The sequence below is a fragment of the Heliomarina baculiformis genome, from assembly GCF_019966545.1.
Classification (GTDB): Bacteria; Pseudomonadota; Alphaproteobacteria; order Rhodobacterales; family Rhodobacteraceae; genus Heliomarina; species Heliomarina baculiformis.
This window is the reverse complement of the sequence record NZ_JAIMIC010000001.1, coordinates 224999-250405: the sequence shown is the minus strand read 5'-3', so window position 1 is coordinate 250405 and position 25407 is coordinate 224999. Positions and strand designations below refer to the sequence as shown.

The 25407-nt window shown below is 62.1% G+C and carries 21 protein-coding genes; 9 read left to right on the top strand and 12 right to left on the bottom strand.

Annotation, left to right across the window (positions count from 1 at the left end; all coding sequences use genetic code 11):
• Position 1: 1 nt before the first annotated feature.
• From MF268_RS01165 to MF268_RS01115, 11 genes are all read right to left on the bottom strand, one after another.
• Positions 2–781, bottom strand: coding sequence for an MlaE family ABC transporter permease (locus tag MF268_RS01165; RefSeq protein WP_238369081.1), 780 nt, complete (start codon positions 779–781; stop codon positions 2–4).
• On the bottom strand, positions 778–1812 hold the full coding sequence (gene alr, locus MF268_RS01160) for an alanine racemase (RefSeq protein WP_238369080.1): 1035 nt from the start codon (positions 1810–1812) through the stop codon (positions 778–780). The genes MF268_RS01165 and alr overlap by 4 nt, the downstream gene beginning before the upstream one ends.
• Before the next feature lie 68 nt (positions 1813–1880).
• Positions 1881–2681 (bottom strand): DUF1194 domain-containing protein, encoded by an 801-nt coding sequence (locus tag MF268_RS01155; protein ID WP_238369079.1) that lies wholly within the window; start codon positions 2679–2681, stop codon positions 1881–1883.
• Positions 2682–2776: 95 nt separating this feature from the next.
• Positions 2777–4273, bottom strand: a complete 1497-nt coding sequence (locus MF268_RS01150) for a replicative DNA helicase (protein ID WP_238369078.1) — start codon at positions 4271–4273, stop codon at positions 2777–2779.
• Between the two features lie 220 nt (positions 4274–4493).
• Positions 4494–5174, bottom strand: a complete 681-nt coding sequence (locus MF268_RS01145) for an orotate phosphoribosyltransferase (protein ID WP_238369077.1) — start codon at positions 5172–5174, stop codon at positions 4494–4496.
• A 344-nt stretch (positions 5175–5518) separates the two neighbouring features.
• Positions 5519–6937, bottom strand: a complete 1419-nt coding sequence (locus MF268_RS01140) for a calcium-binding protein (protein ID WP_238369076.1) — start codon at positions 6935–6937, stop codon at positions 5519–5521.
• 174 nt (positions 6938–7111) lie between these two features.
• Positions 7112–8155 carry a dihydroorotase gene (gene pyrC / locus MF268_RS01135; protein WP_238369075.1) on the bottom strand — a complete coding sequence of 348 codons (1044 nt, stop codon included), beginning with the start codon at positions 8153–8155 and terminating at the stop codon, positions 7112–7114.
• Positions 8156–8203: 48 nt separating this feature from the next.
• Entirely contained in the window at positions 8204–9163 is a 960-nt protein-coding gene (locus MF268_RS01130; protein ID WP_238369074.1) for a phosphoadenosine phosphosulfate reductase, read from the bottom strand.
• 89 nt (positions 9164–9252) lie between these two features.
• Positions 9253–10332, bottom strand: coding sequence for a glycosyltransferase family 2 protein (locus MF268_RS01125; protein ID WP_238369073.1), 1080 nt, complete (start codon positions 10330–10332; stop codon positions 9253–9255).
• A gap of 26 nt (positions 10333–10358) precedes the next feature.
• Positions 10359–12536 (bottom strand): glycosyltransferase family 2 protein, encoded by a 2178-nt coding sequence (locus tag MF268_RS01120; protein ID WP_238369072.1) that lies wholly within the window; start codon positions 12534–12536, stop codon positions 10359–10361.
• Between the two features lie 28 nt (positions 12537–12564).
• Positions 12565–13611, bottom strand: coding sequence for a glycosyltransferase family 2 protein (locus MF268_RS01115; protein WP_238369531.1), 1047 nt, complete (start codon positions 13609–13611; stop codon positions 12565–12567).
• A gap of 179 nt (positions 13612–13790) precedes the next feature.
• Between MF268_RS01115 and MF268_RS01110 the strand changes: the two genes are divergently transcribed.
• The 8 genes from MF268_RS01110 to MF268_RS01075 all read left to right on the top strand — a co-directional run bounded on the left by MF268_RS01110 (position 13791) and on the right by MF268_RS01075 (position 23855).
• On the top strand, positions 13791–14699 hold the full coding sequence (locus MF268_RS01110; RefSeq protein WP_238369071.1) for an AAA family ATPase: 909 nt from the start codon (positions 13791–13793) through the stop codon (positions 14697–14699).
• Positions 14700–14775: 76 nt separating this feature from the next.
• A complete protein-coding gene (locus tag MF268_RS01105) occupies positions 14776–16035 on the top strand; it encodes a vWA domain-containing protein (RefSeq protein WP_238369070.1) in 1260 nt (419 codons plus the stop codon).
• 103 nt (positions 16036–16138) lie between these two features.
• Positions 16139–17659 carry an OmpA family protein gene (locus MF268_RS01100; protein ID WP_238369069.1) on the top strand — a complete coding sequence of 507 codons (1521 nt, stop codon included), beginning with the start codon at positions 16139–16141 and terminating at the stop codon, positions 17657–17659.
• A gap of 160 nt (positions 17660–17819) precedes the next feature.
• Positions 17820–18785 (top strand): XdhC family protein, encoded by a 966-nt coding sequence (locus MF268_RS01095; protein ID WP_238369068.1) that lies wholly within the window; start codon positions 17820–17822, stop codon positions 18783–18785.
• The gene (locus MF268_RS01090; protein WP_238369067.1) at positions 18782–19795 is read left to right on the top strand and encodes a molybdopterin-binding protein; all 1014 of its coding nucleotides are present in this window, start codon (positions 18782–18784) and stop codon (positions 19793–19795) included. The genes MF268_RS01095 and MF268_RS01090 overlap by 4 nt, the downstream gene beginning before the upstream one ends.
• Positions 19796–19920: 125 nt before the next feature.
• Positions 19921–20406: a (2Fe-2S)-binding protein gene (locus tag MF268_RS01085; RefSeq protein WP_238369066.1), complete on the top strand. Its 486-nt coding sequence runs from the start codon at positions 19921–19923 to the stop codon at positions 20404–20406.
• 142 nt (positions 20407–20548) lie between these two features.
• Positions 20549–22969, top strand: coding sequence for a xanthine dehydrogenase family protein molybdopterin-binding subunit (locus tag MF268_RS01080; RefSeq protein WP_238369065.1), 2421 nt, complete (start codon positions 20549–20551; stop codon positions 22967–22969).
• A 97-nt stretch (positions 22970–23066) separates the two neighbouring features.
• Positions 23067–23855 carry an FAD binding domain-containing protein gene (locus tag MF268_RS01075; protein WP_238369064.1) on the top strand — a complete coding sequence of 263 codons (789 nt, stop codon included), beginning with the start codon at positions 23067–23069 and terminating at the stop codon, positions 23853–23855.
• A gap of 85 nt (positions 23856–23940) precedes the next feature.
• On the opposite strand, the gene infC is transcribed toward MF268_RS01075, so the two are convergent.
• Entirely contained in the window at positions 23941–24531 is a 591-nt protein-coding gene (gene infC, locus MF268_RS01070) for a translation initiation factor IF-3 (RefSeq protein ID WP_238369063.1), read from the bottom strand.
• Positions 24532–24774: 243 nt separating this feature from the next.
• Between infC and MF268_RS01065 the strand changes: the two genes are divergently transcribed.
• Entirely contained in the window at positions 24775–25368 is a 594-nt protein-coding gene (locus tag MF268_RS01065) for a hypothetical protein (protein WP_238369062.1), read from the top strand.
• Positions 25369–25407 lie beyond the last annotated feature (39 nt).

The following is a 25407-nucleotide window of genomic DNA, read 5'->3' as shown; positions in this document are numbered from 1 at the left end:
GCTAGAAAAACATCCCCGTCAGCACGAAGTTGGCGGCAAGGATCAGGATCGCGGCGGCTTCGACGCTGTTCTTGGTGGCCTGGCCTACGCCTTGCGCGCCGCGTTCGGACTTCATCCCGTAGTAGCATCCCATCAGCGCGGCGATCACGCCAAAGGCGGCCCCTTTGACGAGGCTCGAAATTACGTCGAGCGGTTCAAGGAAATTGACCGTGTTCTTGAGATAGGTCGCGGGGTTGAACCCTAGGTTCTGCACCGCCACCGTATAACCACCCGCGATGCCGATGATATCGCCGATCCCGACCAGCATCGGCACGGTGATCAGCGCGGCCAGCAGGCGCGGTACCACGAGGTATTTCATCGGGTTGGTCGAAAGTGTCACCAGCGCGTCGATCTGCTCGGTCACTTTCATCGTCGCGATTTCCGCCGCGATAGAGGAGGTCACACGCGCGGCAATCATCAGCCCGACCAGAACGGGGCCGAGTTCGCGCACCATGCCGATGGCGACGATCTGCGGAACCACTGCCTCGGCGCTGAAGCGCGAGCCGCCCGAATAGATCTGCAGAGCCAGCGCGCCGCCGGTAAAAATCGCCGTCAGGCCCACCACAGGCAGCGACAGCCAGCCGATGTTCAGCAGCGCCACGCCCAGTTCCTTTGGGTAAAAGGGTGGGCGCAGGATATGGCTGAAACTGCGCGCCATGAAGATGGCGACCTTGCCGATGGTCCCGCAAATCCCAAGGACGAGCGCCCCGATAAAGGCCAATGGGTGCAGCAAGGCGCTCATTTCACGAAGCTCCGGCTGTAGCGCCCGCCAAGGTTGGTCAGCACCTCGTAGCCGATCGTCCCGGCTGCGGCTGCCAGATCGTCGACACCCTGATGCGGGCCGAGGATGGTGAGGTAGTCCGGGTCGCCCTCAAGCGCGGAGACATCGACGGTGATAAGATCCATCGAAACGCGTCCGACCACGGGGCAGGGGGTGGCGCCGGAATAAACGATGGCGCTGTTGCCCATCACCCGGAACAGCCCATCCGCATAGCCCGCGGCAATCGTCGCCACACGGGTGGCCTGTTTCGCCGTCCATGTATTGCCATAGCCGACGGTTTCATCCGGGTCCACGTCGCGCACCTGGATAACGGGCAGGTCGAGGGTCACCACATGTTCGGCCTCGGCAAAGGGCTGGCCACCGTAAAGACCGACACCGGGACGGGTCAGGTCGAAATGATAGGCGGGTCCCAGCAGGATGCCACCGGTCGCCGAAAGCGAGCGCGGCACGCGCAGCCCGCTGGTCATGTCGAGAAAGGTGTCAAGCTGGCGCTCGTTCATCGCATGGCCCGGCTCATCCGCGCAGGCAAGGTGCGACATGATCAGCACCGGGTTCTGCGACAGGGCGATCTCGCGCAGCGCCGCCCATTCCGAGGCTTCCATGCCCAGCCGGTTCATGCCCGTGTCAAGCTGGATGCCAAAGGGATGGCCAGGCAGCGCCTCGACATGACGCAGCATCTGATCGACCGAGTTCAGCATCGGCGTCAGGTCATGATCGCGGATCAGCGCCGTGTCGCCTTCCATATGGCCGGAAAACACGCCAATCATCGGCCCGGACCCAAGCGCGGCCCGCACCACCGCGCCTTCTTCGGCGGCGGCCACGAAAAAGCGACGTGCGCCCGCCTCGGCGAGTGCCCGCGCGACGCGTCCCGCGCCAAGCCCATAGCCATCGGCCTTGACCACAGCGCCGGTTTCGCTGCGGCTTTTGGAGTCGAGGGTTTGCCAGTTTCTGGCCAGTGCGGCCAGATCGATCGTAAGATGTCCAGTGCTCATGGGGCCGTTCTTGACACGGGGGGCGGGGGCGTCAAGCACAAACACCTGTTGAGGCAGCGACAGTTTGCTTAAGGCAAGGAAAAGTCCCGCTGATTGCGCTGCCAGAGCTTTTCGCCCACGAGGCAGTCATAGCCGCTCGCCGGGATGATCCGGGGCTGCGCCGGCACATCGTTTCCGGCGATTTCCAGCACCAGCTTGCGCTGCACGGCCTCGGCGAACTGGTCCCAGCTCAGCACCGGCACGACGAAAGAGCCCGGCCCGCCGATCACGCATTCGCGGTAGTACGCGTCGAGATCGGGAATGCCCCAGCGTGAGGAGAATTCGTCCCGCGTCATCAGTGGCAGACCGTTGATGACGATCCCTTTGGCCAGCGCCGCGTCGCGCGCGCCCAGCACAGGCAGACCGTGGTTGTTCGGCCCGTCGCCGGAAATGTCGATCACCCGGCGCAGACCCGAGAATTCGTTCAATTCAAAGGCTTCGACCGCATAGTCCAAAGCTCCCGAGATAGAGGTGCGGCGCATTCCGTAATTGAAGATGACGGTCAGCTTTTCGGCGACCTCGTCCGCCTGCTCGTTGGTGTCGATCAGCGTCCAGGGAATGATCACGGTCTGCGAACCTTGCCCGGCCCATTCAACGTAGGTCAGGGCAATCCGTCCGATCATCCCGCCGCCGATTGCGTCCTTGACCTCATCGCTGCCAAGGGCGGCCGCATAGCCACGGCGCTGGATTTCGAGTTCGAAGGGCGACATCGAGCGGGAGACGTCGACGGCGAGAAACAGCTCGACATCGACTTCCAGATTCTCGTTCTGCGCAGCCAGCCCGGTGGCGGTCAAGAGACAGAACAGGAAAGGGGCGAGCACGCGCAGCATGTTTCATTTGCGCCCAGCCCGGTCAGTGCTGTCCAGTCAAATTCCTGTGGGTTGGGGGATTCCGCTCAACCTCGGCGTGTATGCACGATTTACGCTCAGAATTCGGCCTCGCCGCCACCCTGTTGCCAGGGTTTCACAAGATTGCCAAAGCGGGTGAACTGCGCTTCAAAGCTCAGTTCGACCGTGCCGATGGGCCCGTGGCGCTGCTTGCCGATGACAACTTCGGCCTTGCCGTGCAGGCGTTCCATCTCTTCGATCCACTGCGCCATCGCCTCGACATTCTCTTCGCCGGGCTTTTCGCGTTCTTTATAGTATTCGCCCCGGTACACGAACATCACCACGTCGGCGTCCTGTTCGATCGAGCCCGATTCACGAAGGTCGGAAAGCTGCGGGCGTTTGTCATCGCGGGATTCGACCTGACGCGACAGCTGCGACAGCGCGATGACGGGGATGTTCAGCTCTTTCGCGATGGCTTTCATGCCCATCGTGATTTCGCTGATCTCGTTCACCCGGTTGTCCGACCGGCCGGTGCCGCGCACAAGCTGAAGATAGTCGATGATCAGCACGTCGAGCCCTTGCGTCCGTTTCAGACGCCGCGCCCGTGCGGCCAGCTGAGAAATCGGCAGGGCAGGCGTGTCGTCGATATAGAGCGGGCAGGCTTCCAGCGCCTTTGCCGCTTCGACGAAACGGCGGAACTCGCCCTCGGTCATGTCACCCTGACGAATCTTGTGCGAGGAAATCTCCGAGGCTTCGGCGAGGATACGGCCGGCCAGCTGCTCGGCGCTCATTTCCAGCGAATAGAACCCGACGACGCCGCCCTGCACCGCGCCCTCGGTGCCGTCGGGCAGGCGGCCCTTCTTGTAGGCCTTGGCGACGTTGAAGGCGATGTTCGTGGCAAGCGAGGTTTTCCCCATCGAGGGACGCCCGGCAAGGATCAGAAGGTCGGACTTGTGTAACCCGCCCAGTTTATTGTCGAGATCGGTCAGACCGGTCGAAATCCCGGCCAGCCCGCCATCGCGCTGATAGGCGGCATTGGCGACGTTCACCGCCTCGGTCACCGCCTTCAGGAAACTCTGGAAACCGCTTTCCGCCTTGCCCTGTTCCGACAGCTTGTAGAGATGCTGTTCCGCCTCGACGATCTGCTCGCGCGGTTCGCTGGCCACATCCACGCGGCCCGCCTTGTCGGCGATGTTGTGGCCCAGTCCGATCAGCTCGCGCCGGATCGCGAAATCATAGATCATCTGCGCATAGTCGCGCACGGCAAAGGCACTGATCGCGGTCCCCGCCAGCCGCGCGAGATAGGCCGAGCCGCCCAGTTCCTTGAGCCCCTCGTCATCTTCCAGAAAGGCCTTGAGCGTCACCGGAGAGGCAAGCTGGTTCTTGGCGATCCGCGCCGAGGCGACCTCGTAGATGCGGGCATGGACCGGGTCATAGAAATGATCCGCCGTGATGACCGAGGCGACCCGGTCATAAATGTCGTTGTTGTTCAGGATCGCCCCAAGCAACTGCTGCTCGGCTTCGACGGAATGCGGCATTGCATCCTGCGGCTCGGCCTTGGATTCGGTCGCGTCGAAACTGGTGATCGTGTTCATGTCGCCTCTCGAAAATCGCCGCGTCCGCGTGGTCTCTCTATGGTTCGAAGTGCATAGCCCATGCGTTGCAGCCCGCGCAAATTGTATAAAATGTGGATAATTTTAACGAACCCGGCCTGAGGGCTTATATTGCATCAGCAGCGGTCAACCGGTCAATATCTGGTAGGTCGCCCCGACAGAAACACCGGGGCACTTGCCTGCTGAACTGGCGGAAAAAGGCTTAGTTCCTTTGTCTGGCGTCCTGCCATGCGCGCGGGTTGTTGAGGAACGTCTCGACCTCGGACAGCGTCGTTTCCGAGAAGGCGCCCGAGCTTTTCGCCTCGGCCAGCACGTCCCACCAGGTGCAGAGGTGGTGCAGCTGAACGCCATGATCCGACAGGATTTTGATCGTCTCGGGAAAGATGCCGTAATAGAAGATCACCGCCGTATGCGCACAGCTCGCGCCGGTTTCGCGAATCGCGTCCACAAAGCTGAGCTTTGAGCCGCCATCGGTGGTCAGGTCCTCGACCAGCAACACGCGTTCGCCTTCACTCATCACGCCCTCGATTCGGGCGTTGCGGCCATAGCCCTTGGGCTTTTTGCGCACATAGGTCATCGGCAGGCCCATGCGTTCGGCCACCAGCGCGGCAAAGGGAATGCCTGCCGTTTCGCCCCCGGCGATATTGTCGAACGCCTCGAACCCGGCATCGCGCATGACCGTCACGGTCAGGAAATCCATCAGCGTCGCGCGGATGCGCGGATAAGAGATCAGCTTGCGGCAATCGATATAGGTCGGACTGGGCAGGCCCGAGGCGAGCGTAAAAGGTTCGTCTGCGTTCAGGTGCACCGCGCCGATTTCCAGCAGCATCCGCGCGCTCAGGCGGGCAATCTCTTCGCGGGGCGGAAAGGCGGTCGGAATCATGGCAGGGGTCCTGTTGTTGGCGGCAAGCGGCGTTTCCTGCGCATAGAACAGCCCCGCAAAAAAGAAAAGCCCGCCCCGGTGGCAGGCGGGGCGGGGTCCGGGCCAACACGCGGTATCGCGGGGCCGACCGTCCAAAGGGCGAGCAGTGCCTTGGAACGTGTCATTCGGTAACGGATTGGATTGCCCATGGCCCTCTGGGTGTCAATCGAAAGGCCCGGATTTCGCCCCGATTTCGAGAGTGGTGTGGTTTTACAACGGCGGCTTGAGAGCGGTCCGCGTGCAAAACGGAAAAGCCCCCGCGCTGTTCCGGCGCAGGGGCAATTTGTTTAGGTTTCTCAGATGCTTCAGAACAGGAAGTCGTTCGCCGCCAGCTCGGACATCGTGATGCCGTCGATGGTGATCGAATTGCCGCTGCCATCCTCGATCACGGCGCTGCCGTTTACGTCCGAGATATGGTTGTTCATCAGGTCGTCGAAGGACTCGATGGCGCCGATTTTCTTGAGGACGATCTTTTCCCCCTTATTGTCGGTTTCGAAATCCTTGATCTTGTCGTTGCCGAACTTGCCCTTGAAGATGAACTTGTCCGCGCCGCGATCACCCCAGAGATTGTCCTTGCCCTTGCCGCCGTCGATCTTGTCGCGACCGATGCCGCCATAGATCTTGTCGCGACCGCCAAGGCCCTTGATCACGTCATTGCCGTCACCGGCTTCGATTTCGTTCTTCGCGTTCGACCCGATCAGCTTGTCCTTGTAGATCGTGCCACGGACGTCTTCGAAATTCTTCAGCTTGTCGCGATCGCCGAACCCGTCGATGGCAAAGCCTTTCTTGAGATTGACCTTGACGCCATCGGTGCCGCCGTACCGTTCGTCACGGTCATAGCGCACCTCGTCGTGCTTGCCCTTGCCGCCATCCATATCGTCGCGGCCCTTGACCCCGCGCATGATGTCGTTGCCGTCGCTGCCGATCAGTTCGTCGTCATACATCGATCCGCGCAGCATCTCGATGCTGTTCAGCGTATCGCTAAAGCCCCAGCCATCGACGGCCAGCCCGGTCTTGAGGTTGGCGTATACGCCTGCCGGATCGTCGATATGGAATGCGACCTGATCCCAGCCTGCGCCACCATTGTAGGTGTCGGCGCCTTTGCTCGACACGAAATAGTCGTCGCCAATACCGCCGTTGAAGACGTCATTGCCGTTTGTGCCACCCATTTCGTCGTCCTCGGTGACGACTTCGAGATCGGCAATATCGGTCCATTCGATGTATTTGCCTTCACCAAAGCTGCCGCTCACTTCTGTAACCGAAGTGAGGTTTTTGTCGGCGAAATTATCGAACTCGGCGATGGAAGAGAACGCGGGAAACGCGTCGCCGGCAAGCAGGAAGTAGTAGTCGGTTCCCGTCATCCGCCCCTGGGAGTCGTCGCCGTATTCAAGCGCGACATCCATCAGGGTCGAAGAGTAGGTCTTTCCACCCAGCACCCAGGTCACATCGAGGAATCCGACGTTCGTGTCATAAAGGTCGCCGCTGGGATAGGGGATGAGCTGGCTGTCGCCGACGACAAAGCTGTAGGTGTCGGTAACCGTAACCTCGGCCCAGATGTCCCCATCGGATTGCTGGGCTTCGTTCACGTATGTGAAACCGCCTCCGTCACCTACGACGACTGTAAACGAACCGCTCGCGCGATAGTTGGTATTGACGGTGTCGCTGTGGTCGTTGGTGTCGCGCCAATCGACCTGAAAGCCGTTGCTAAGCGAATATGTGGTCATGTCTAAATCTGTCTCCCGGAATGTCCCTGCGGCAGGTATAATCGAGAACGACAGCAAATTAATACTTGCAAGACCAAAAATCGCGGATTGTTACGTGTTTGCACAGCGCAGCCAGCAACTATTCCTTCGGTTCAGGAGGACAATTTCTAGCCCGGAAATAATCCGCTGCACACGTCAGTCTGGTTCGACGCGCCACGCAAGCGGAAAACCCGGATCAAATACCGTGACAGGCCCATCATTCGTGTCGATCTGTGCAGGATAGGTGACCGATTCGCCTTTCCGAAGTGTTAAACTCTCCTCGTTCACGGGCAGGCCGTAAAAGCCCGGACCGTTCAGCGAGGTGAACCCTTCAAGCCGGTCGAGTGCGCTTTCTTCCTCGAAGACATGGGCAAGGATAGACATGGTGTTCGTCGCGGTGAAACAACCGGCGCAGCCGCAGGGCAGCAGCTTGTTCGCATCGGTGTGCGGCGCGCTGTCGGTGCCAAGAAAGAACCGTTTCTCGCCGCTGGTGGCGGCGGCGCGCAGCGCCAGCCGGTGGCTTTCGCGCTTGGCGACGGGCAGGCAATAATAATGCGGCTTGATCCCCCCGGCGAGGATATGGTTGCGGTTGATCACAAGGTGATGCGTGGTGATCGTCGCGCCCAGATCGTCGCCCTGTGCGCGGGCATACTCCACCGCGTCCGAGGTGGTGATATGTTCCATAACGACGCGCAGGCCCGGCGTCGCGCGGCGGATCGGGTCGAGCACGCGGTCGATGAACACCGCCTCGCGGTCGAAGATATCGACATCCGATGCCGTGACCTCGCCATGAACACAAAGCGGCAGGCCGATCTCAGCCATCTTTTCCAGCACCGGGCGCACCCGGTCGAAATGGCTCACGCCGCTGGCGGAATTGGTCGTGGCCCCTGCGGGGTAGAGCTTGACCGCTTTGACCAGACCGCTGGCATGGGCCGCGGCCACGTCCTCGGGGTCGGTGTCCTCGGTGAGGTAAAGCGTCATTAGCGGCTCGAACGCCATGCCCTCGGGCAGGGCGGCAAGGATGCGGTCGCGATAGGCGCCTGCCTGGGCACCGGTGACAACCGGCGGCACAAGGTTCGGCATGATGATCGCACGCGCGAAATGACGGGCAGTTTCGGGAAGAACCGCGCGCAGCATGTCGCCGTCGCGCAGGTGCAGGTGCCAGTCGTCGGGACGGCGCAGGGTCAGGGTATCGCTCATGCACGGGCTGCTAGCACAGCCCGAAGGGCTGCGCCAGTTGGCTTGGCGCTAGAGGCCGTTGGGCGGGGCGCGAAATTCGCCTTCCTCGGCGGCTTTTTCAAGCTGGTCCAGACGGCGGCGGAATTTTGGCGCGTTCATCCGCGAAGTCACGTTCCGGCAGAGCAGCATGTTGAGATAGGGCCGGTCCTCGGCATCGAGATGCCCCATCAGGTTGCGCAGGTAGGTCGCGTTCTGCCGCCGGGTTCTGAACAGCCGGGCGAATCCGCGCGGTGTCAGCTTGCCGATTCCGGCAAGCGACAGCACGGGGTAAAGCATTTCCATCTCGATCATCTGCGTCTGAAGCGCCGCGCCCACATGCGGCATCCGCAGCCGCGTGACATTCGGGCGCTGAAACAGCGAGGCATGCATTGCGTCCAGCTCCTGACGCGGATCGTAGATCACGAAAGCCTCATGCGCCGCGTCGAGCATATCCGGCGCATAGCCATAGCGGTCAGTGAAAGAGGTGCGCCGCATCTCGACAAAGCGCGGGTCCCATTCGGTCATCCGCGCATCCAGCGTCGCCTGCGGCTGAACGACAACAACGCGCGATCCCGGTGCGGCCACGGAAAACGCCGCCGCGGCATAGCCGCAGGGACCAGCGCCGTAAAATAGCACGCGATCGAATTGCTCGAAAAACCCGTCATCGATCAGCTCGTCGAAATAGGCATAGACCTCGGGGTCGCGGAACCATGTGTCGCCGCTTGAAATCAGCCCCAGATGTGACCAGCCCCGGGCGCGGACCATGTCGAAACCAAAAGGCTGGGCGTTGGGCGAAAGCGACCGGATTCCCTGCACCGTTTCAAAGGTCACAAGCAAAGTCCTGCGGTTGCCGATCAGGGTCGCGAAATGGCGCTCTCCCAGCGGGCGGTAACTGCCGAATTCCTCGGCCAGCTCGGCCAGCCGCACCCTCCAGGTGCGGGCATCCAGCCCGGTCATCGGCGTGTCGAAATTGTTGGTATTATCTTGCATTTAATGGTTCCCAGCGGCCCGGTTTTGTTAGCCGGGCCCTGGGGTTATGGCCAGAAAATGCTGAAAATTACCCGTCTGTGGCGTTACAATCAGTCATCGCCGCCAGCTTTGTTTCCATCCGCGCTATTTGCGCGGTTTCTGCCGCGTTTTGCAAAGCGCGAAAGCATGCGCGCGGTATGCGGAGTCAGGGGCTGCGACGGCGGTGTCATCAGCAGCCGCGCAAAGAGCGCGCGCATCGGTTCCCGTTCCATCAGGATGCGGAACCGGTCATGCCGCCATTGCACCGCCGCCTCGTGCAGATCGCGCAGGCCCGGGATCTCGAACAGCTCTGTGCGAAGCGCCTCGGCGGGAGCTTTCAGGGCGAGAATGCTGTCGTCTGTGTCGGTGTTGAAATTCCGGTCGACCCAGTAATCGGCCCCAAGCGGATCCTCGGCGTGAACCGCGCGGCCCCGGTCGGCCTTGAGCACAAAGCCCTCCATCGAGCCGAGCGGGTAGTGGTTGAGCTGCGCCAGCTTGTACATGGGCTGCCCGTAGTTCGAGAAAAGGCGGCGCGTCTTGAAATGGCGCGGCAACTCCCGGCCATGCGCGTCGAACCAGCGCGCCTCGTGCATCCGGGTCTCGTCCGGGCTGCGTGGCCTGTGCACGCCCAGTTTCCCGTAGATCCCGTTGTTGCGGTAAAGCGTCTTGAACATGGCCGAGCGCCACGGCCAATGCATGATCTCGGGCGCGCAATGCCTGAAGGTCTCGGTCACCGGCGCATCCGTGTAGCCAGAGATACCGCCATTGCCGAAAAGCCGCCATGTCAGGGTGATCGCCGTCGCCTCGGGCAGGGCGTCGATCAGGGCGGGCAGGGTGTGATCGCCTACATGCACATTCACGAACTCGTCGATATCGAGGGTCACGATCCAGTCGGCTTCAGCCACGATATCGAGGTTTTCGGCCATCTTGAGCGCGGTGAATTGCACGCCGCGCTTGTCATAGGGGCCGTCGTTGCGCACATGGGTCAGCCAGCCCGCCTCGTCCATCAGGGCAAGCATGTCATCGCTGCCGTCCTGACAATTGTTCGAGAAGACGAGGAAATCCGTCACGCCCGCCGCCCGGTGATGGGCCAGCCATTCCACAAGAAAGGCGGCCTCGTTCCGGATCGTCAGAACAGCAAGTATCTTCAAGGCGTGGCTCTCCCCCGGCGCCGCCATCAGCTTTCCATGTCCAAAGCGAGCGCATAGGCCGCGCGTTCCGTTTCCGTCAACCGGATCTTTACCGCCTGTTCGAAGAGCTCGCGAAATTCCGGTTCCTGTCGCAGGGCCAGCGCCTTGGCGCGATGCCAGGCCACCCCGTCCTCGTGGGCCTGCCGCAAGCGGTCGTCGGCCAGCAGGCGGTCGTATTCGGCACGCAGGCGCGGCAGGTTGCGCTGGATCGTGACGTCGCGGTGATCGCACCAGTCCATGCGGATCCAGTAGTTGAGCCCGATCGAACGGTCGACATGCAGCGCGCGGCCACGCTGGCGCTTGATCAGGAAACTGTCCGCGCTGCGCAGCGCATAATGGTTCAGCTGGATCAGGTCATAGCCGACGGAGGCGCGCGAATTGCGCCAGCCCCGGTCGCGCGCCTCATCCGTCATGTCTTGACCCGAGCCATTGACCCAACGCACCCGGTCACGAAACGTCTCGTCCAACTTGTTCGGGCGATGGCACGAGATCTTTCCATAAGCCCCGATATTGCGAAACATCGTCTTGAAGCCCCAGACCGTATGCGGCTTGGGGCAGTATTTCGGCGACGCCCGGTCGAACTGTTCGATGACGAACCGGTCGTCAAAGACCGTCACCCCGTTATGGCCGAACAGTCGCCATGTCATCGCGACATTCGTCGCCCCCGGCACCAGCGCAAAGAAATCGTCCAGCGTGCCGTTGCCGCAGCGCAGATTGATGAACTCATCCACGTCGATATGGATGATCCATTCCGCCTTTTCGATCAGCGGCTCTTTCAGCGACCGGTTGAGCGCATATTGCTGCGGCGATTTCCCCTTCCAGTCATCGTTCCGACGGTGCTGCACGACCTCCATCTCCTGCAACCGGCCAAGGATCTTGTCGGTCCCGTCCTCGCAGCCATTGGTATAGATCAGGAAGTTATCCACCCCGATGGCCCGGTGATAAGCGATCCATTCAAGGATATAGGGGGCCTCGTTCTTCATGCAGCCGACGATGACCCGGCCCGTGGACCCGGCGGGAAGATCGCGGGGAGGCGGCATGTCGTAGGGCAGGGCGGTGATTTCCTCGTCCACCGAACCGATGCGGTTATGCGGGCGAAAGGGCGACTTGGCGAGGCTCGCGAATTTCTCGCGCGCGATCGGCGGCAGGATCGGGTTCGGAGCCACCGGTTGCGCGGGGGCCGGTTCGGCCCGGCGCGGCGCGCGCATGGCCCGGTCGATGCGCCACATGAATGCCAGTAGATATTGCGAGGCGCGAAACCCGTAGCCCGGATCGGCCTCCTGCCATTCGGGGGCCGCTTCCGGGGGCGAAAGCGCCTCAGTCAGCTGCGGATGCTCCGCCACCAGAGACGCGTTATCCACCGCAAAGCGTTCGGCCACCGGGAACAGGCTGCCCGGATCAATAAGCGGGCCATCTACGGCGATCTCTTCCAGCATCCCGCGCCAGACGTCGGCAGGTATCGGTTTGCCCCGTCGCGCCACGACCTGCCAGAGAAGCCCGTTCAATTGCCGCGCCCGTGCCAGAGATGCCGCAGAAGCTGCGGCAGGCTGTCCCACCGCGGGGTCCAGCGAGATACCGATCAAATCCTCGATCTCTTGCGCCGCATCACTGGGGCGGGGCCGTATTTCAACGGCACCTTTGCCAAACCCCGTCTCCCAAAACGCAAACAAGGCGCGGTAATCCAGCCAAAAGGGCAGGGCTTCGGCCCGCTCTCTTGCGCTGTCACCGGAACCCGTAAGGCAGGCTTGCCACCAGTCCGGCTGCGCGCACAGGCCGATTTCTCGTGTCAGCGGTGCCACTCGCCCGGCCATCACCTGTGCCTCGTAAAGCCCCGCCAACGCCCGGGACTGGTTGTCAAGGTGGGAAACAATCCGCAGCTCGCTCCCGAGCTGCTCCAGTCCTTCGCGCAGATGCCGCAATTGGTCAGGGGTATGCAGTGCCGAACCAAGCCGCGCCGCGCTCAGCACCAGCAGATCCGGCGCCTTCTCTCTATTAAGAATACGGGGCGCTGTGCCCTTCACCAGAGCCATAAGGATCTTTCCCTGATCCTCCGGCTCGGGATACCAGACCCCACTTTCACGCAGAACGTCGCGAGATTGGCCGAGCACCGCCTCAAGCGGCACGAGCACCCGTTCCTCCGGCCCGATCAGCAGTAGGATACGCATCAACCAGCGCCCCGGTCGGTCGCGCCACTCACGCGACGATCCCCAGATCGCGCAGCAGCTCTTCTTCCTGCGGCGGCAGCATCGGCGCGCCCAGCAATTGCGCCCGCATCTTCTGATAGCCCGGCTGCGTCATCAGGTCCGCACATCGCGCCCGATGCCGCGACACCGTCTGCGCATGCAGCGCCCCGATCTCGGGGTCGCTTTTCACCTCGGCCAGCATCGTCTCGAGCCGGGGCAGCATCCGCCGGATGCTGTCGTCGCGCCAGGCCGGATCGTTGCGTTCGCGCCAGTAGCGGTCGTCGAAAGCACGGTTCTCGCGATTCACATCGCCCCGGTCGTTCTTCACGACATAGCTGTCGAGACTGCGCAGCGCGTAGTGGTTCAGTGTCGCAAACGCCCGCGCCTCGCGCGCCGGAAAGCGCCGGATCCGTCGCGGGTTCGCCGCCACGAGAAACCGGTGCGGCACCGCACGCCCCGAACCATCCACCCAAGTAGGGCGCGCATCGCCGCGCGCGAAAGGCCGGTGCGCCCCGTAATACTTGAGCGGAAAATCCTTGCGAACCAGCGTTTTGACCTCGATCGCCATCTCGCCGCACCAGATATCCGGGTTATGCGACCGACTGAACTGTGCGATCACGGGCTTGTCCTCGAATGCCTCGACCCCGTCATTGGCAAAGAACTGGAAATTCAACGAAATCGCCTGCGCCTCACCACAGGCCGCGATCAGCGCCGGGATCGTGTGATCGCCCACATGGATGTTCAGGAACTCGTCCACATCGGCGATCCACACCCAGTCCGACCCCGCGACACGCCCGGAATCCTTGGCATGTTTCAACGCCTCCATCTGGTAATTTCGCCCTTTGGCCGGATTCGGGAGATGGGTCAGCCCGCCCTTCGCCGCCAGCGCATCGAGCAACTCGACGGTGCCGTCGCTGCAATCGTTTGAATAGATCAGAAAGTCGGTGACGCCGATCAGCCGGTGATAGGCGATCCACTCCAGAAGGAACGGCCCCTCGTCCTTGACACAGGTGATGGCGGTGATCGTAAGATCGCCTCTGGCCTCGCCGCTGTTCATTCTGCCCCTGTTGCCCGTGGTGTCCACATGGCTGCGCTTGGCGCAATTTTCTTGCCGATTCATGACATTTGCCGTCCCTTGCGTCAATAACGCGGGCCCCATTGCCGGCCCGGCACATATCGCCGCTGTTGACCTCTGCCTTGGTTCATGGCCTCCTGACCCGATCACGGGGAGGCAACATGAAATTTCCAGACTCCATCGACGCTGTTCAGACCATGCTGGCCGGACAGGATTACATCTGCGGTCGCGCCCTCGCGACGGTCGTGTTCCTGTCGCTGAAACTGGGCCGCCCGCTCTTTCTCGAAGGCGAGGCAGGCGTGGGCAAGACCGAGATCGCCAAGGCGCTCGCCGCCGGCCTCGATCGTCGCCTGATCCGGCTGCAATGCTACGAAGGTCTCGATGCCGCAAGCGCGGTCTATGAATGGAACTTCCCCGCCCAGATGGTGGCGATCCGCACCGCCGAGGCCAGCGGCACCGCCGACCGCAAGGCGCTTCAGGCGGAACTCTTCAGCGATGAATTCCTCACCGAACGTCCGCTGCTCGACGCCATGCGCCCCGATCCGCGCGGCGCCCCGATCCTGCTCATCGACGAACTCGACCGCACCGATGAACCGTTTGAGGCCTTCCTGCTCGAAGCTCTCTCGGATTTCCAGGTCACCATCCCGGAAATCGGCACAATCAAAGCCCCCGAACCGCCCATCGTCATCCTCACCTCCAACCGTACCCGTGAAGTCCATGACGCGCTGAAACGCCGCTGCCTCTATCACTGGGTCGACTACCCGGATTTCGACCGCGAACTGGACATCCTCAAGGCCCGCGCCCCCGAAGCCGCCGAAAACCTCAGCCGCGAGATCATCGCATTCGTGCAGGAATTGCGGACCGAGGACCTCTTCAAGAAACCCGGCGTCGCGGAAACGATCGACTGGGCGAAATGCCTGCTCGCCCTCGACGTGATCAATCTCAGCCCCGAACTGATCTCGGACACGCTGGGCGCGATCCTCAAATATCAGGACGACATCCGCAAATTGCAGGGCTCCGAGGCCAAACGTATCCTCGATCAGGCCCGCGCCTCGCTCGCCCCCGCCTGATGCTTCTTTGGGTCAAAAATATCCCGGGGGACCGCGCAAAGCGCGGGGGGGCAGAGCCCCCCTGGTCCCGTCCGGCATGACCGAATACATCCCCCTCGATCTCCCCGAACACCCGAAGCTGGCGCAAAATATCCTCCATTTCGCCCGTGCGCTGCGAAAGGCGGGGCTGCCGGTGGGGCCAGGTCGGGTGATCGACGCGATCCGCGCGGTCGAGGCGGCGGGCTTTACCGAAAAGGCCGACTTCTACTGGGTGCTGCACGCCTGTTTCGTGTCGCGCCCGGAACATCGTCTCGTCTTTGCGCAGGTGTTCCGGCTCTACTGGCGCGATCCGCGCTATCTCGAACACATGATGGCGATGATGCTGCCTGCGATCCGGGGTGTGCAGGAGGAACGCACCGCCGACGCCGCAGAAAAACGCGCAGCCGAGGCGCTGCTCGACGGGCAGGGGCCGGAACCGCCCGACAGCGACGAAGCCGCCGAAGACGAGATCCTGATCGAGATCGACGCGAGCCAGACCATGTCCGGCGAGGAACGCCTGCGCAGCCTCGACTTCGAACAGATGAGCACCGAGGAAATCGCCGAGGCCAAGCGGATGCTTGCCCGGTTGACCCTTCCGGTCAAACCGATCCTGTCGCGCCGTTTGCAGGCCGCGCCGCTCGGCCCCCGGATCGACTGGCGTGGCACCTTGCGCATTTCCCTGCGGCAGGGCGGCGAATTCCGCACGCTCGCGCGGCGCGAACCGCGACCGCGCTGGCCCAACCTCGTCGCGCTCTGCGATATCTCGGGCTCGATGAGCCAGTATTCCCGGCTGATCCTGCATTTCCTGCATGCGGTCGCCAATAATCGCGGGGCGGGCTGGTCGCGGGTGCACGCCTTCACCTTTGGCACAAGGCTCACCAACATCACCCGTCACCTCAACACCCGCGATGTGGACGCGGCGCTGAAATCCGCCGGAGCCGATGCGCAGGACTGGGAGGGCGGCACCCGCATCGGCGCTTGCCTGCATGAATTCAACCGCGACTGGTCGCGTCGGGTGATGGGGCAGGGCGCCGTGGTGCTGCTGATCACCGACGGGCTCGACCGGGGCGACCCCGAGGCGCTGGCCCGCGAAACCGATCGGTTGCACCTGTCGGCGCGGCGGCTGATCTGGCTCAATCCGCTGTTGCGCTGGGATGGCTTCGCGCCCAAGGCCCGCGGCATTGCGGCGATGCTGCCCCATGTGGACAGTTTTCGCGCGGGCCATTCCATCGCATCGCTCGAAGAACTGGCCGCCCAGATATCTCGCAGCGAAGATCACGGGGAAAAACAGCGTCTTATGGATCTTCTCGACTCCTAATCGCACGCTGAAAGCGGGCATTTACTTGATTGTGATGCAACCCAACGCCGTCCGTCGCGTTTACCGACACGTCGAAAGTTTAGTTTGTACAAGGACGAGTATGATGAAACAGGTTTTGAAATCCACGACGGCGCTGCTGATCGCCGGATCTCTTGCCATGCCGCACGCGGTCTACGCGCAGGGCGACGCCGATCCCCAGTTGGAAAAGGCCGAACAGCAAGAGCGTCTTGAAAATCAGGCCGAAGCCCAGAAGGCTGCCGAAAAGGCCGAGCGAAAAGCGGAACGCAAGGCAGAGCGGAAAGCTGAACGTCAGGCGGAACGCGAAGCCGAGGCTGAAAAGGCCGCTGCTGACGCCATTGCCGCACAGGAAGCAAATGCTGAAACGGAGCAGGCTGTAGAGACCGAGCAACAGCAGGCCGCAGATGCAAATCAGCAGAATGCCGACACGACCGAAGCGACCACAGAGATGACCGCCGAGGAACGCAAGGCAGAGCGCAAGGCCGAACGCAAAGCGGAGCGAAAAGCCGAGCGTCAGGCCGAACGCGCCGCCGACCAGGACGCGGCCCCGGAAATGGATAGTCAGGCACAGGCCGATGCTGCCGCCGAAATCCAGACCGAAACCGCAGCCGCCAGCAGCGAAGGCGAAGGCGACGTGACCACGCGCCGGATCGAAAAAGGCGACGTGCGTAGCTCGAGCCAGGAATTCAACACCACGGCCAATCAGGTCGTCGAAGACGACGATGACGGCATCTCGGACCTTGGCAAGATTGCCATCCTCGGCGCCGGCGCGCTGGCAATCAGCCAGCTGCTCAAGAACAACGACAAGGTCGTAACCAATTCTGGTGACCGCGCTGTTGTTCAAGGCGACAACGGTCTGCGCGTCATCAAGGACGATGACATTCTCTTGCAGCGTCCGGGCAGCGAATTGCGCACCGAGACCTTCAATGATGGGTCGACCCGTAACTACGTGACCAATGCCGATGGCAGCCAGGTCGTGACGATCCGCGCCGCCGACGGGCGTGTGCTGCGCCGCACGCGTATCCTGCCCGATGGGCGCGAAGTCACGCTCTTCGATGACACCCGCCAAGTGGAGTCGGTTCAGGTCAGTGAACTGCCGACCTATCGCGGCGATTCCGTCTATTACAACAACAACGTAAGCCGCAACGACCTGCAACTTGCGATGCAGGCCACACAAAGCGACCAGATCGAACGCCGCTTCTCACTGTCGCAGATCCGGAACATTGATGCGGTGCGTCGTCTGGTGCCCGAGATCGAAGTCGATAACGTGAACTTTGAAACCGGCTCGTCGGTGATACGTCCGGATCAGGCGCAGGACCTTGCCGCGCTGGGCGCGGCCATGCGTGATGCGATCCAGAAGAACCCTGCTGACGTCTTCCTGATCGAAGGCCATACCGACGCGGTCGGCACTGCCGGGCTGAACCTTGCGCTGTCCGACCGTCGCGCGGAAACCGTCGCGCTGGCACTCACCGAGTATTTCGACGTGCCGCCGGAAAACCTCGTGGTGCAGGGCTATGGTGAATCCGACCTCAAGGTGCCGACGGCAACCGCTGAAAGCGCCAACCGCCGGGTTGCGGTGCGTCGGATCACCCCGCTGCTGAACTAAGCATTCGCGCCTTAGCGCGGGATCAGGCCGATCGCTGTTGCCAGCGGTCGGCCATTTTGCTTTCTAGTTCCTGCGCACCCATATCGGATTTGTCCGACGCGTGCTGCACAGGGGGTGTACAGGTGGTGTACGGATATCACCGGCCCAGAAGGAGACACCGATGGATCGTTTCGACAATATCCCGGAAACCGCCCTCAACTGGTTTCGCGACGGCACCGGCGCGGCGCTGGCGACGGTGGTCGAGACATGGGGCAGCGCCCCGCGCCGCGTTGGCGCACAGCTTGTGGTCGGCGGCGGCGGGCAGATCGAAGGTTCGGTCTCGGGCGGCTGTGTCGAAGGCGCGGTGATCGTCGAGGCGCTCGAGGCGATCGAGGACGGCAGGCATCGGTTGCTAGAATTCGGGGTGAGCGATGACGATGCCTTTGCCGTCGGGCTTGCCTGTGGCGGCACGATCCGCGTGCTGGTCGAACCCGTCGGCGCGGCGTTGCCCGAGGCGATTTTGGCCGAACTGGTCGAGGCGCGGTCGGGGCGGGAAAGTCTTGTCTACGAGGTGAACATCAATAGTGGCGCGCGCCGTATCGTCCGCGACGGCTATGCGAACCGGCTGCGCATGGACCGGTCCGGTTTCGAGGAAGACGGAGAGACTTTCGTCGACGTTCACAACCCGCCACTAAGGCTGATCGTGGTCGGGGCTGTGCATATCGCGCAGGCGCTGGTGCCGATGGCGCAGATCGCGGGCTATGACCCGGCGGTGATCGACCCGCGTGAAACCTTCGCCTCCGAAGCGCGCTTTCCGGGTGTGACCCTGCGCCACGACTGGCCGGACGAAGCGGTGGCCGAACTGGGGCTCGACGCCCGCACCGCGCTTGTTTTGCTGACCCATGACCCCAAGCTCGACGACCCGGCATTGATCGCCGCGCTGCGTTCGGATGTGTTCTACATCGGCGCGCTCGGTTCGACCCGCACACATGCCAAGCGGGTAGAACGGATGAAGGCCGAGGGGATGACGGATGAGGACATCGCCCGCATACACGGCCCCATCGGGCTTGATATCGGGGCGGCTGGCCCGTCGGAAATCGCGGTTGCGGTGCTGGCTCAGATGACACAGGTGCTGCGCAAGGGATGAAATTCGGTGTGATCCCCACCGAAAAGGCGCAGGGTCACGTCCTTGCGCATTCTGTGCAACTGGCCGGCGGGCGGCTGCGCAAAGGCAAGCTGCTAGCTAAGCAGGATTTGGCGGCGCTGCTGGCCGAGGGCTGGTACGAAATCACTGTCGCGCAGCTTGAACCCGGCGATATCGGCGAGGATGCCTCGGCCCTCCGTTTGGCCCACGCGCTGGTGCCCGACCCGGCAGGCGCCGGGGTGCATCTGAGCGAACCTTTCACCGGGCGGGTCAACCTGCTTGCCAACCACCCCGGCGTGGCAGTGATCGACGCGGCGCGGGTGAATGCGGTCAACGCGGTGCAGCCGATGATCACGCTTGCCACGGTCCCGCGCTGGCAACGCATGGACGCGGGCGGCATGGTGGCGACGGTCAAGATCATTTCATACGCCGTTCCTGAAAGCCATCTACAAGCTGCCTGCGCCGAGGCGCTCGGCGCGGTGCACATTGCGCCGGTGGCCCTGAAAACGGCCGTGCTGATTGAAACGCTGGTCTCGCGCGATGCAGGCGACAAGGGCTGGCGGATGATGCACGCGAGGATGGAGCGGATGGGCGTGACCCTGTCACTGCGCCGCACCGTGCCCCATGCAACCGAGGCCCTCGCGGCGGCCATTGCCGAGACCACCGAAGACCTTGTTCTGATCCTCACCGGCTCGGCCACCTCCGATCCGCATGACATCGCGCCCGAGGCGCTGCGCGCCGCCGGTGGCACGATGATCCGCTTCGGCATGCCCGTTGATCCCGGCAACCTGTTGTTTCTCGGCCATCTTGGGGCCGACAGGCGCAAGCGTCCGGTGATCGGCCTGCCGGGCAGCGCACGCTCGCCGGCGCTGAGCGGCATTGACTGGGTCATCGAAAGAACGCTCTGCGGGCTGGAGGTCACCAGCGCCGGAATCGCGGAGATGGGGGTGGGCGGCCTACTTAAGGAAATCCCGACCCGCCCGCAGCCGAGGTCGGGCAAGACCCAAGGGTGATGCCGGAACGGTCAGCATCGACCGCGAACGGCCATTAGACCAAAGGCGCAGAAAATTTCGGTTCTCAATCCTTTGGCCTCGTGTTTAACTAATTGATAAGCACTTAATCCCGAGGGAGGATCTGAATGACATCTGTGAAAATGACGGTGAACGGAAAATCCGTTTCCGGCGAGGTCGAGGGCCGCACTCTGCTGGTCAGCTTCCTGCGCGAACAGGCCGGTCTGACCGGAACGCATGTGGGCTGCGACACCTCGCAATGCGGTGCCTGTCTTGTGCATGTGAATGGCGACGCGGTGAAATCCTGCACCATGCTCGCGCTCGAAGCGGAAGGGGCCGATGTGGCCACCATCGAAGGTCAGGCCAATGCGGACGGCTCGCTCAACGTGATCCAGCAGGCGTTTCAGGATCATCACGGGCTGCAATGCGGCTTCTGCACGCCGGGCATGGTGATGAGCGCGGCGGCGCTGCTCAAGGAGAACCCCAAGCCAAGCGAGTCCGAGATCCGCAATTACCTGCAGGGCAATATCTGTCGCTGCACCGGATACCATAACATCGTCAAGGCGGTCCTCGCGGCTTCCGGTCAGGATGTCGGCGCCATCGCCGCTGAATAACATCGCAGTCTTGCCCGGACGGGCTGACCGCCAACAGGCCTGCCGATCCCTTTGGAGGACACCTGACAAGAGGTGAAAGGGAAGGCGGGGCAGCAATCATCGGTGCACCGGAGACGTGCACCACCCAGGGAGGAGTTTACCCATGCCAAAGGACAGCGGCATCGGCGCCAGCAGCAAGCGGCGCGAAGACGTGCGGTTTTTGACCGGAGCCGGGAACTATACCGACGACATCAATATTCGCGGACAGGCCTATGTGCATTTCCTGCGTTCGGACGTGGCGCACGGAAAGATCAACGGCATTGATACCAACGCCGCCGAGGCAATGCCCGGCGTGGTGCGGATCTTTACCGGCAAGGATTTCGAAGGCATCGGCGGGTTGCCATGCGGCTGGCAGGTGACCGACCGCCACGGCGAGGTCATGCAGGAGCCGCCGCATCCGGTACTGGCACAGGGCAAGGTGCGCCATGTGGGCGATCCGATTGCCGCCGTGGTGGCCGATACCGCCGAGCAGGCCCGCGATGCGGTTGAGGCGATCGAGGTCGATCTTGAGGAGCTGCCCGCCGTCATCAACATGAAAGAGGCGCTGAAGGAAGGTGCCACCAAGGTGCATGACGACCTGACCTCGAACCTTTGCTATGACTGGGGTTTCGTCGAGGAAAACAAGGGCGCGGTGGAGGAAGCCATCCAGAACGCAGCCCATGTGACCACGCTTGAACTGGTCAACAACCGGCTTGTGGCCAACCCGATGGAGCCGCGCGTCGCCGTGGGTGATTTCGAGCGCGGCACCGGCAATTCGACGCTGTATACCACCTCGCAGAACCCGCATGTGATCCGCCTGCTTATGGGCGCCTTTGTGCTGGGGATCCCCGAGCACAAGCTTCGTGTTGTGGCGCCCGATGTGGGCGGCGGTTTCGGCACCAAGATCTTTCACTATGCCGAAGAGGCGTTCTGTACCTTTGCCGCCAAGGCGATCAACCGCCCGGTAAAATGGACCAGTTCGCGGTCCGAGGCGTTTATCTCGGATGCCCATGGGCGCGATCACGTGACGAAGATCGAGCTGGCGCTGGATGCGGATAACAACTTTACCGCCGTCCGGACCGAGACCCACGCCAATATGGGCGCGTATCTGTCGACTTTTGCGCCCAGCGTGCCCACGTGGCTGCACGGGGTGTTGATGGCGGGGAATTACAAGACGCCGAACATCTATGTGAACGTCAAAGCCGTGTTCACCAACACCGTGCCTGTGGATGCCTATCGCGGTGCCGGGCGGCCCGAGGCGACTTATCAGCTGGAACGGGTGATCGACAAGGCGGCGCGCGAGCTTGGGGTCGATCCCATCGCGCTGCGCCGCCAGAATTTCATCACCGAGTTCCCTTATGACACGCCTGTCGCGGTGACCTATGACACTGGCGATTACGGCGCGACGATGGACAAGCTGGAAGAGATGGCCGACATCGCGGGTTTTGCCGAGCGGCGCAGGCAAAGTGAGGCCAAGGGCAAGCTGCGCGGTCTGGGCATCAACTGCTATATCGAGGCCTGCGGCATCGCGCCGTCGAACCTTGTCGGGCAGCTTGGCGCGCGGGCGGGGCTTTATGAATCAGCCACGGTGCGGGTCAACGCGACCGGCGGGCTTGTGGTGATGACAGGCTCGCACAGCCACGGGCAGGGGCATGAGACGGCCTTTCCGCAGGTGATCGCCGAGATGATCGGCATCGATGAAAGCATGATCGAGATCGTGCATGGCGATACGGCCAATACGCCGATGGGTATGGGCACCTATGGCTCGCGCTCGCTCGCCGTTGGCGGGTCGGCCATGGTGCGCGCCGCAGAAAAGGTCATCAACAAGGCCAAGAAGATCGCGGCCCACCTGATGGAAGCCTCGGACGCGGATATCGAGCTGAAAGACGGGGCGTTCAGCGTTGCCGGCACGGATAAATCCGTGGCCTGGGGCGATGTATGCCTCGCGGCCTATGTGCCGCATAACTACCCGCTCGAAGATCTCGAGCCGGGGCTGGAGGAAACCGCCTTTTACGATCCGAGCAACTTTACCTACCCTTCGGGCGCCTATGCCTGCGAGGTCGAGGTCGATCCGGACACCGGCAAGGTGACCATCGAGCGGATGATGGCGGCGGATGATTTCGGCAATGTGGTCAACCCGATGATCGTGTCGGGACAGGTCCATGGTGGCCTTGCTCAGGGAATCGGGCAGGCGCTGCTCGAGAACTGTGTTTATGACGAGAACGGGCAGTTGCTCTCGGCAAGCTATATGGATTACGCCATGCCGCGCGCCTCGGATCTGCCGAATTTCGAGGTGGATCATTCCTGCGCCACGCCCTGTACCCATAACCCGCTGGGGGTAAAAGGCTGCGGCGAGGCCGGGGCTATCGGATCACCCCCGTCAGTCGTCAACGCGGTGATTGACGCGCTGAACTCGGGCGGTAAGGATGTGCCTCATATCGACATGCCCATGTCACCCGCCCGGGTCTGGGCCGCGATGAACCGCGCGTCCGCTACGGGGCACGGAACGGCAGAGGGGCGTTCGCTCGGCGGGGCGTCGGGCTGAGGGAAAGCGGCGGAGCCGGGGGCCAGCCCCCGGACCCCCGGAGTATTTGGAGCAAGAGGAAAACGGGAAAGATCCCGGTTTTTCAAGGAGCGAACGGATGTATAATTTCGAGTTTGAGCAGCCCACGACGGTCGCGGATGCTGTCAAGGCGCTGTCCGAAGAGGATGCGCAGGCGCTGGGTGGCGGTCAGACACTGCTGCCGACGATGAAGCAGCGCCTTGCGATGCCGTCGAAGCTGGTGAGCCTGACGGCAATCGACGAGATCAAGGGCGTGAAGAAGGACGGCGATCAGCTGGTCATCGGCGGCGGCACTACCCATGGTACGGTGGCACGCGAGGCATCGGCCGATTACCCGGGCTTGGCCGGGCTTGCGTCGAAGATCGGTGACCCGGCGGTGCGCAATCGCGGCACCATGGGCGGAAGCCTTGCCAATAATGACCCTTCGGCCTGTTACCCGGCGGCATTGCTGGCGTCTGGCGGGACGGTGGTGACCGACCGGCGCGAGATCGCGGCGGATGACTACTTCCAGGGCATGTTCACCACGGCACTGGAAGAGGGCGAGATCATCACGGCGGTGAAGCTCCCGATCCCGGAGAAGTCAAATTATCAGAAGTTCGAGCAGCCCGCGTCGCGTTTCCCGCTGGTCGGGGTGTTTGTCGCGAAATACGCGGGCGGCGTGCGGGTTGCTGTGACGGGGGCCTCCAATGAAGGCGTCTTTCGCTGGACGGAGGCGGAAGAGGCGCTGTCGGGCGATTTCTCGGCATCGGCGCTGGAGGGCTTGAGCGCGTCGGCAGAGGGGATGATTTCGGACATTCACGGCTCGTCCGAATACCGGGCCCATCTGATCGGTGTGATGACCAAGCGCGCGGTGACGGCTGCTGCCTGAGAGGGGCGGGGCGTTGCGCCCCGGTGTCCCGAGACAATAAAAAAAGCCCCGTGAAAACGGGGCTTTTTTTGAACTGGTATCCGCTTCAGCCCTTGTTGGGCATCGGGCCGATCAGCATGATCATCTGGCGGCCTTCCATCTTGGGGAAGTTTTCCACCTTGCCGATTTCCTTGGTGTCTTCGGCGACGCGTTCCAGCAGCTCGCGGCCAAGGTTCTGGTGCGCCATCTCGCGGCCCCGGAAACGCAGGGTGATCTTTACCTTGTCACCGTTTTCCAGGAACTTGAACACGTTGCGCATTTTGACTTCGTAGTCATGCGTATCGGTGTTGGGACGGAACTTGACCTCTTTGACCTCGATGATCTTCTGCTTCTTGCGGGCCTCGGCCTCGCGTTTCTGGGTCTCGTACTTGAATTTGCCGAAATCCATGATCTTGCAGACGGGCGGGGTCGCGTTCGGCGAGATCTCGACAAGGTCGAGGCCGGCTTCTTCGGCCATCTGCATCGCACGTTCGGGTGTCACGACGCCTACATTGTCGCCATCAGCGCCGATCAGGCGGATTTCGTTGGCACGGATCTTTTCGTTGACGCGCGGGCCGGTTTCTCTGGTCGGGGGCGCGTTATGAGGTCTGCGGGCTATGGAATCGGTCCTTTGATCGTTGTAATTAATGAAGTGCAAACCTAATCTTAGGCGTGTTCCGGTTCAAGTCGCAAATCCGGTGAAAAGCCTGCGGAGATGCAAATCTTGCAGGTTAAACCCGCATCATTCCCAGAATTCGCTCATCAGCGTCACCTAACGCATTTCGGTGCGATTAGGTTCCATTTTATTTTGAACCTGCCGCGTTTCCGGGTATTTTACATGACGTGCCGGAGTCTGGAAAAGATTCGGTGCATTTCATTTCAAGAGTTCGGGTGTTCGAGGATGCTACGGATAAGTCTTTTCCGCGATGTTTCAGAAAAGGCGCTTGGAGTCGTCGGGGCGCTGGCCTTTCTTGTCCTTCTGGTCGGATGGGGAATGGATATCGACTGGCTGGTGCGGATGCGCTCGGATGCGTATGCGATGGTCCCAAGTACGAGTATCTGTTTCATCATGGCTTGCGGTGCGGCCTACCTGCTTACGGAAAAAACCGCCAGCTGCCGGGTGCTGGGCATGTTCCTGCTTGGCGCGGTTTCCGCCATTGCCGGGATAAATATCCTGTTGGCGACCTTGCTGTATGGCGTGAAGCTCGAAGAGTTGTTCGGCGTGAACGTCGGTCTTGATGACCGGATGGCAACTGGCACCTCGCTTGGCTTTCTGCTGCTGTGCTTTCGGATGGCGACGTGGCACCGGAATTCGGATTTCAGCTTTGTCGCCGCGATCGTGGGCGTGATTGTATCGGGGGGGCTTCTCTTGCTGCTGCTCGCGGATGCGCGTGCTTTTGACACGCTGCCGCTGTTTCGGGAAACCTCCCTGCCGACCTTGTTGTTCTTTACGCTGGTTTTCACCGGAACACTGGCACCGGGATACCGGGACTGATCCTTCTGAACGGTTTTACCTGCTTCAAGTTCATATGAA

What these genes read in the sequence shown, in the direction of transcription:
- MF268_RS01165 (WP_238369081.1), bottom strand. Translation starts at nt 781, where the DNA reads ATGAGCGCCTTGCTGCACCCATTGGCCTTTATCGGGGCGCTCGTCCTT.
- alr (WP_238369080.1), bottom strand. Translation starts at nt 1,812, where the DNA reads ATGAGCACTGGACATCTTACGATCGATCTGGCCGCACTGGCCAGAAAC.
- MF268_RS01155 (WP_238369079.1), bottom strand. Translation starts at nt 2,681, where the DNA reads ATGCTGCGCGTGCTCGCCCCTTTCCTGTTCTGTCTCTTGACCGCCACC.
- MF268_RS01150 (WP_238369078.1), bottom strand. Translation starts at nt 4,273, where the DNA reads ATGAACACGATCACCAGTTTCGACGCGACCGAATCCAAGGCCGAGCCG.
- MF268_RS01145 (WP_238369077.1), bottom strand. Translation starts at nt 5,174, where the DNA reads ATGATTCCGACCGCCTTTCCGCCCCGCGAAGAGATTGCCCGCCTGAGC.
- MF268_RS01140 (WP_238369076.1), bottom strand. Translation starts at nt 6,937, where the DNA reads ATGACCACATATTCGCTTAGCAACGGCTTTCAGGTCGATTGGCGCGAC.
- pyrC (WP_238369075.1), bottom strand. Translation starts at nt 8,155, where the DNA reads ATGAGCGATACCCTGACCCTGCGCCGTCCCGACGACTGGCACCTGCAC.
- MF268_RS01130 (WP_238369074.1), bottom strand. Translation starts at nt 9,163, where the DNA reads ATGCAAGATAATACCAACAATTTCGACACGCCGATGACCGGGCTGGAT.
- MF268_RS01120 (WP_238369072.1), bottom strand. Translation starts at nt 12,536, where the DNA reads ATGCGTATCCTACTGCTGATCGGGCCGGAGGAACGGGTGCTCGTGCCG.
- MF268_RS01115 (WP_238369531.1), bottom strand. Translation starts at nt 13,611, where the DNA reads ATGAACAGCGGCGAGGCCAGAGGCGATCTTACGATCACCGCCATCACC.
- MF268_RS01110 (WP_238369071.1), top strand. Translation starts at nt 13,791, where the DNA reads ATGAAATTTCCAGACTCCATCGACGCTGTTCAGACCATGCTGGCCGGA.
- MF268_RS01105 (WP_238369070.1), top strand. Translation starts at nt 14,776, where the DNA reads ATGACCGAATACATCCCCCTCGATCTCCCCGAACACCCGAAGCTGGCG.
- MF268_RS01100 (WP_238369069.1), top strand. Translation starts at nt 16,139, where the DNA reads ATGAAACAGGTTTTGAAATCCACGACGGCGCTGCTGATCGCCGGATCT.
- MF268_RS01095 (WP_238369068.1), top strand. Translation starts at nt 17,820, where the DNA reads ATGGATCGTTTCGACAATATCCCGGAAACCGCCCTCAACTGGTTTCGC.
- MF268_RS01090 (WP_238369067.1), top strand. Translation starts at nt 18,782, where the DNA reads ATGAAATTCGGTGTGATCCCCACCGAAAAGGCGCAGGGTCACGTCCTT.
- MF268_RS01085 (WP_238369066.1), top strand. Translation starts at nt 19,921, where the DNA reads ATGACATCTGTGAAAATGACGGTGAACGGAAAATCCGTTTCCGGCGAG.
- MF268_RS01080 (WP_238369065.1), top strand. Translation starts at nt 20,549, where the DNA reads ATGCCAAAGGACAGCGGCATCGGCGCCAGCAGCAAGCGGCGCGAAGAC.
- MF268_RS01075 (WP_238369064.1), top strand. Translation starts at nt 23,067, where the DNA reads ATGTATAATTTCGAGTTTGAGCAGCCCACGACGGTCGCGGATGCTGTC.
- MF268_RS01065 (WP_238369062.1), top strand. Translation starts at nt 24,775, where the DNA reads ATGCTACGGATAAGTCTTTTCCGCGATGTTTCAGAAAAGGCGCTTGGA.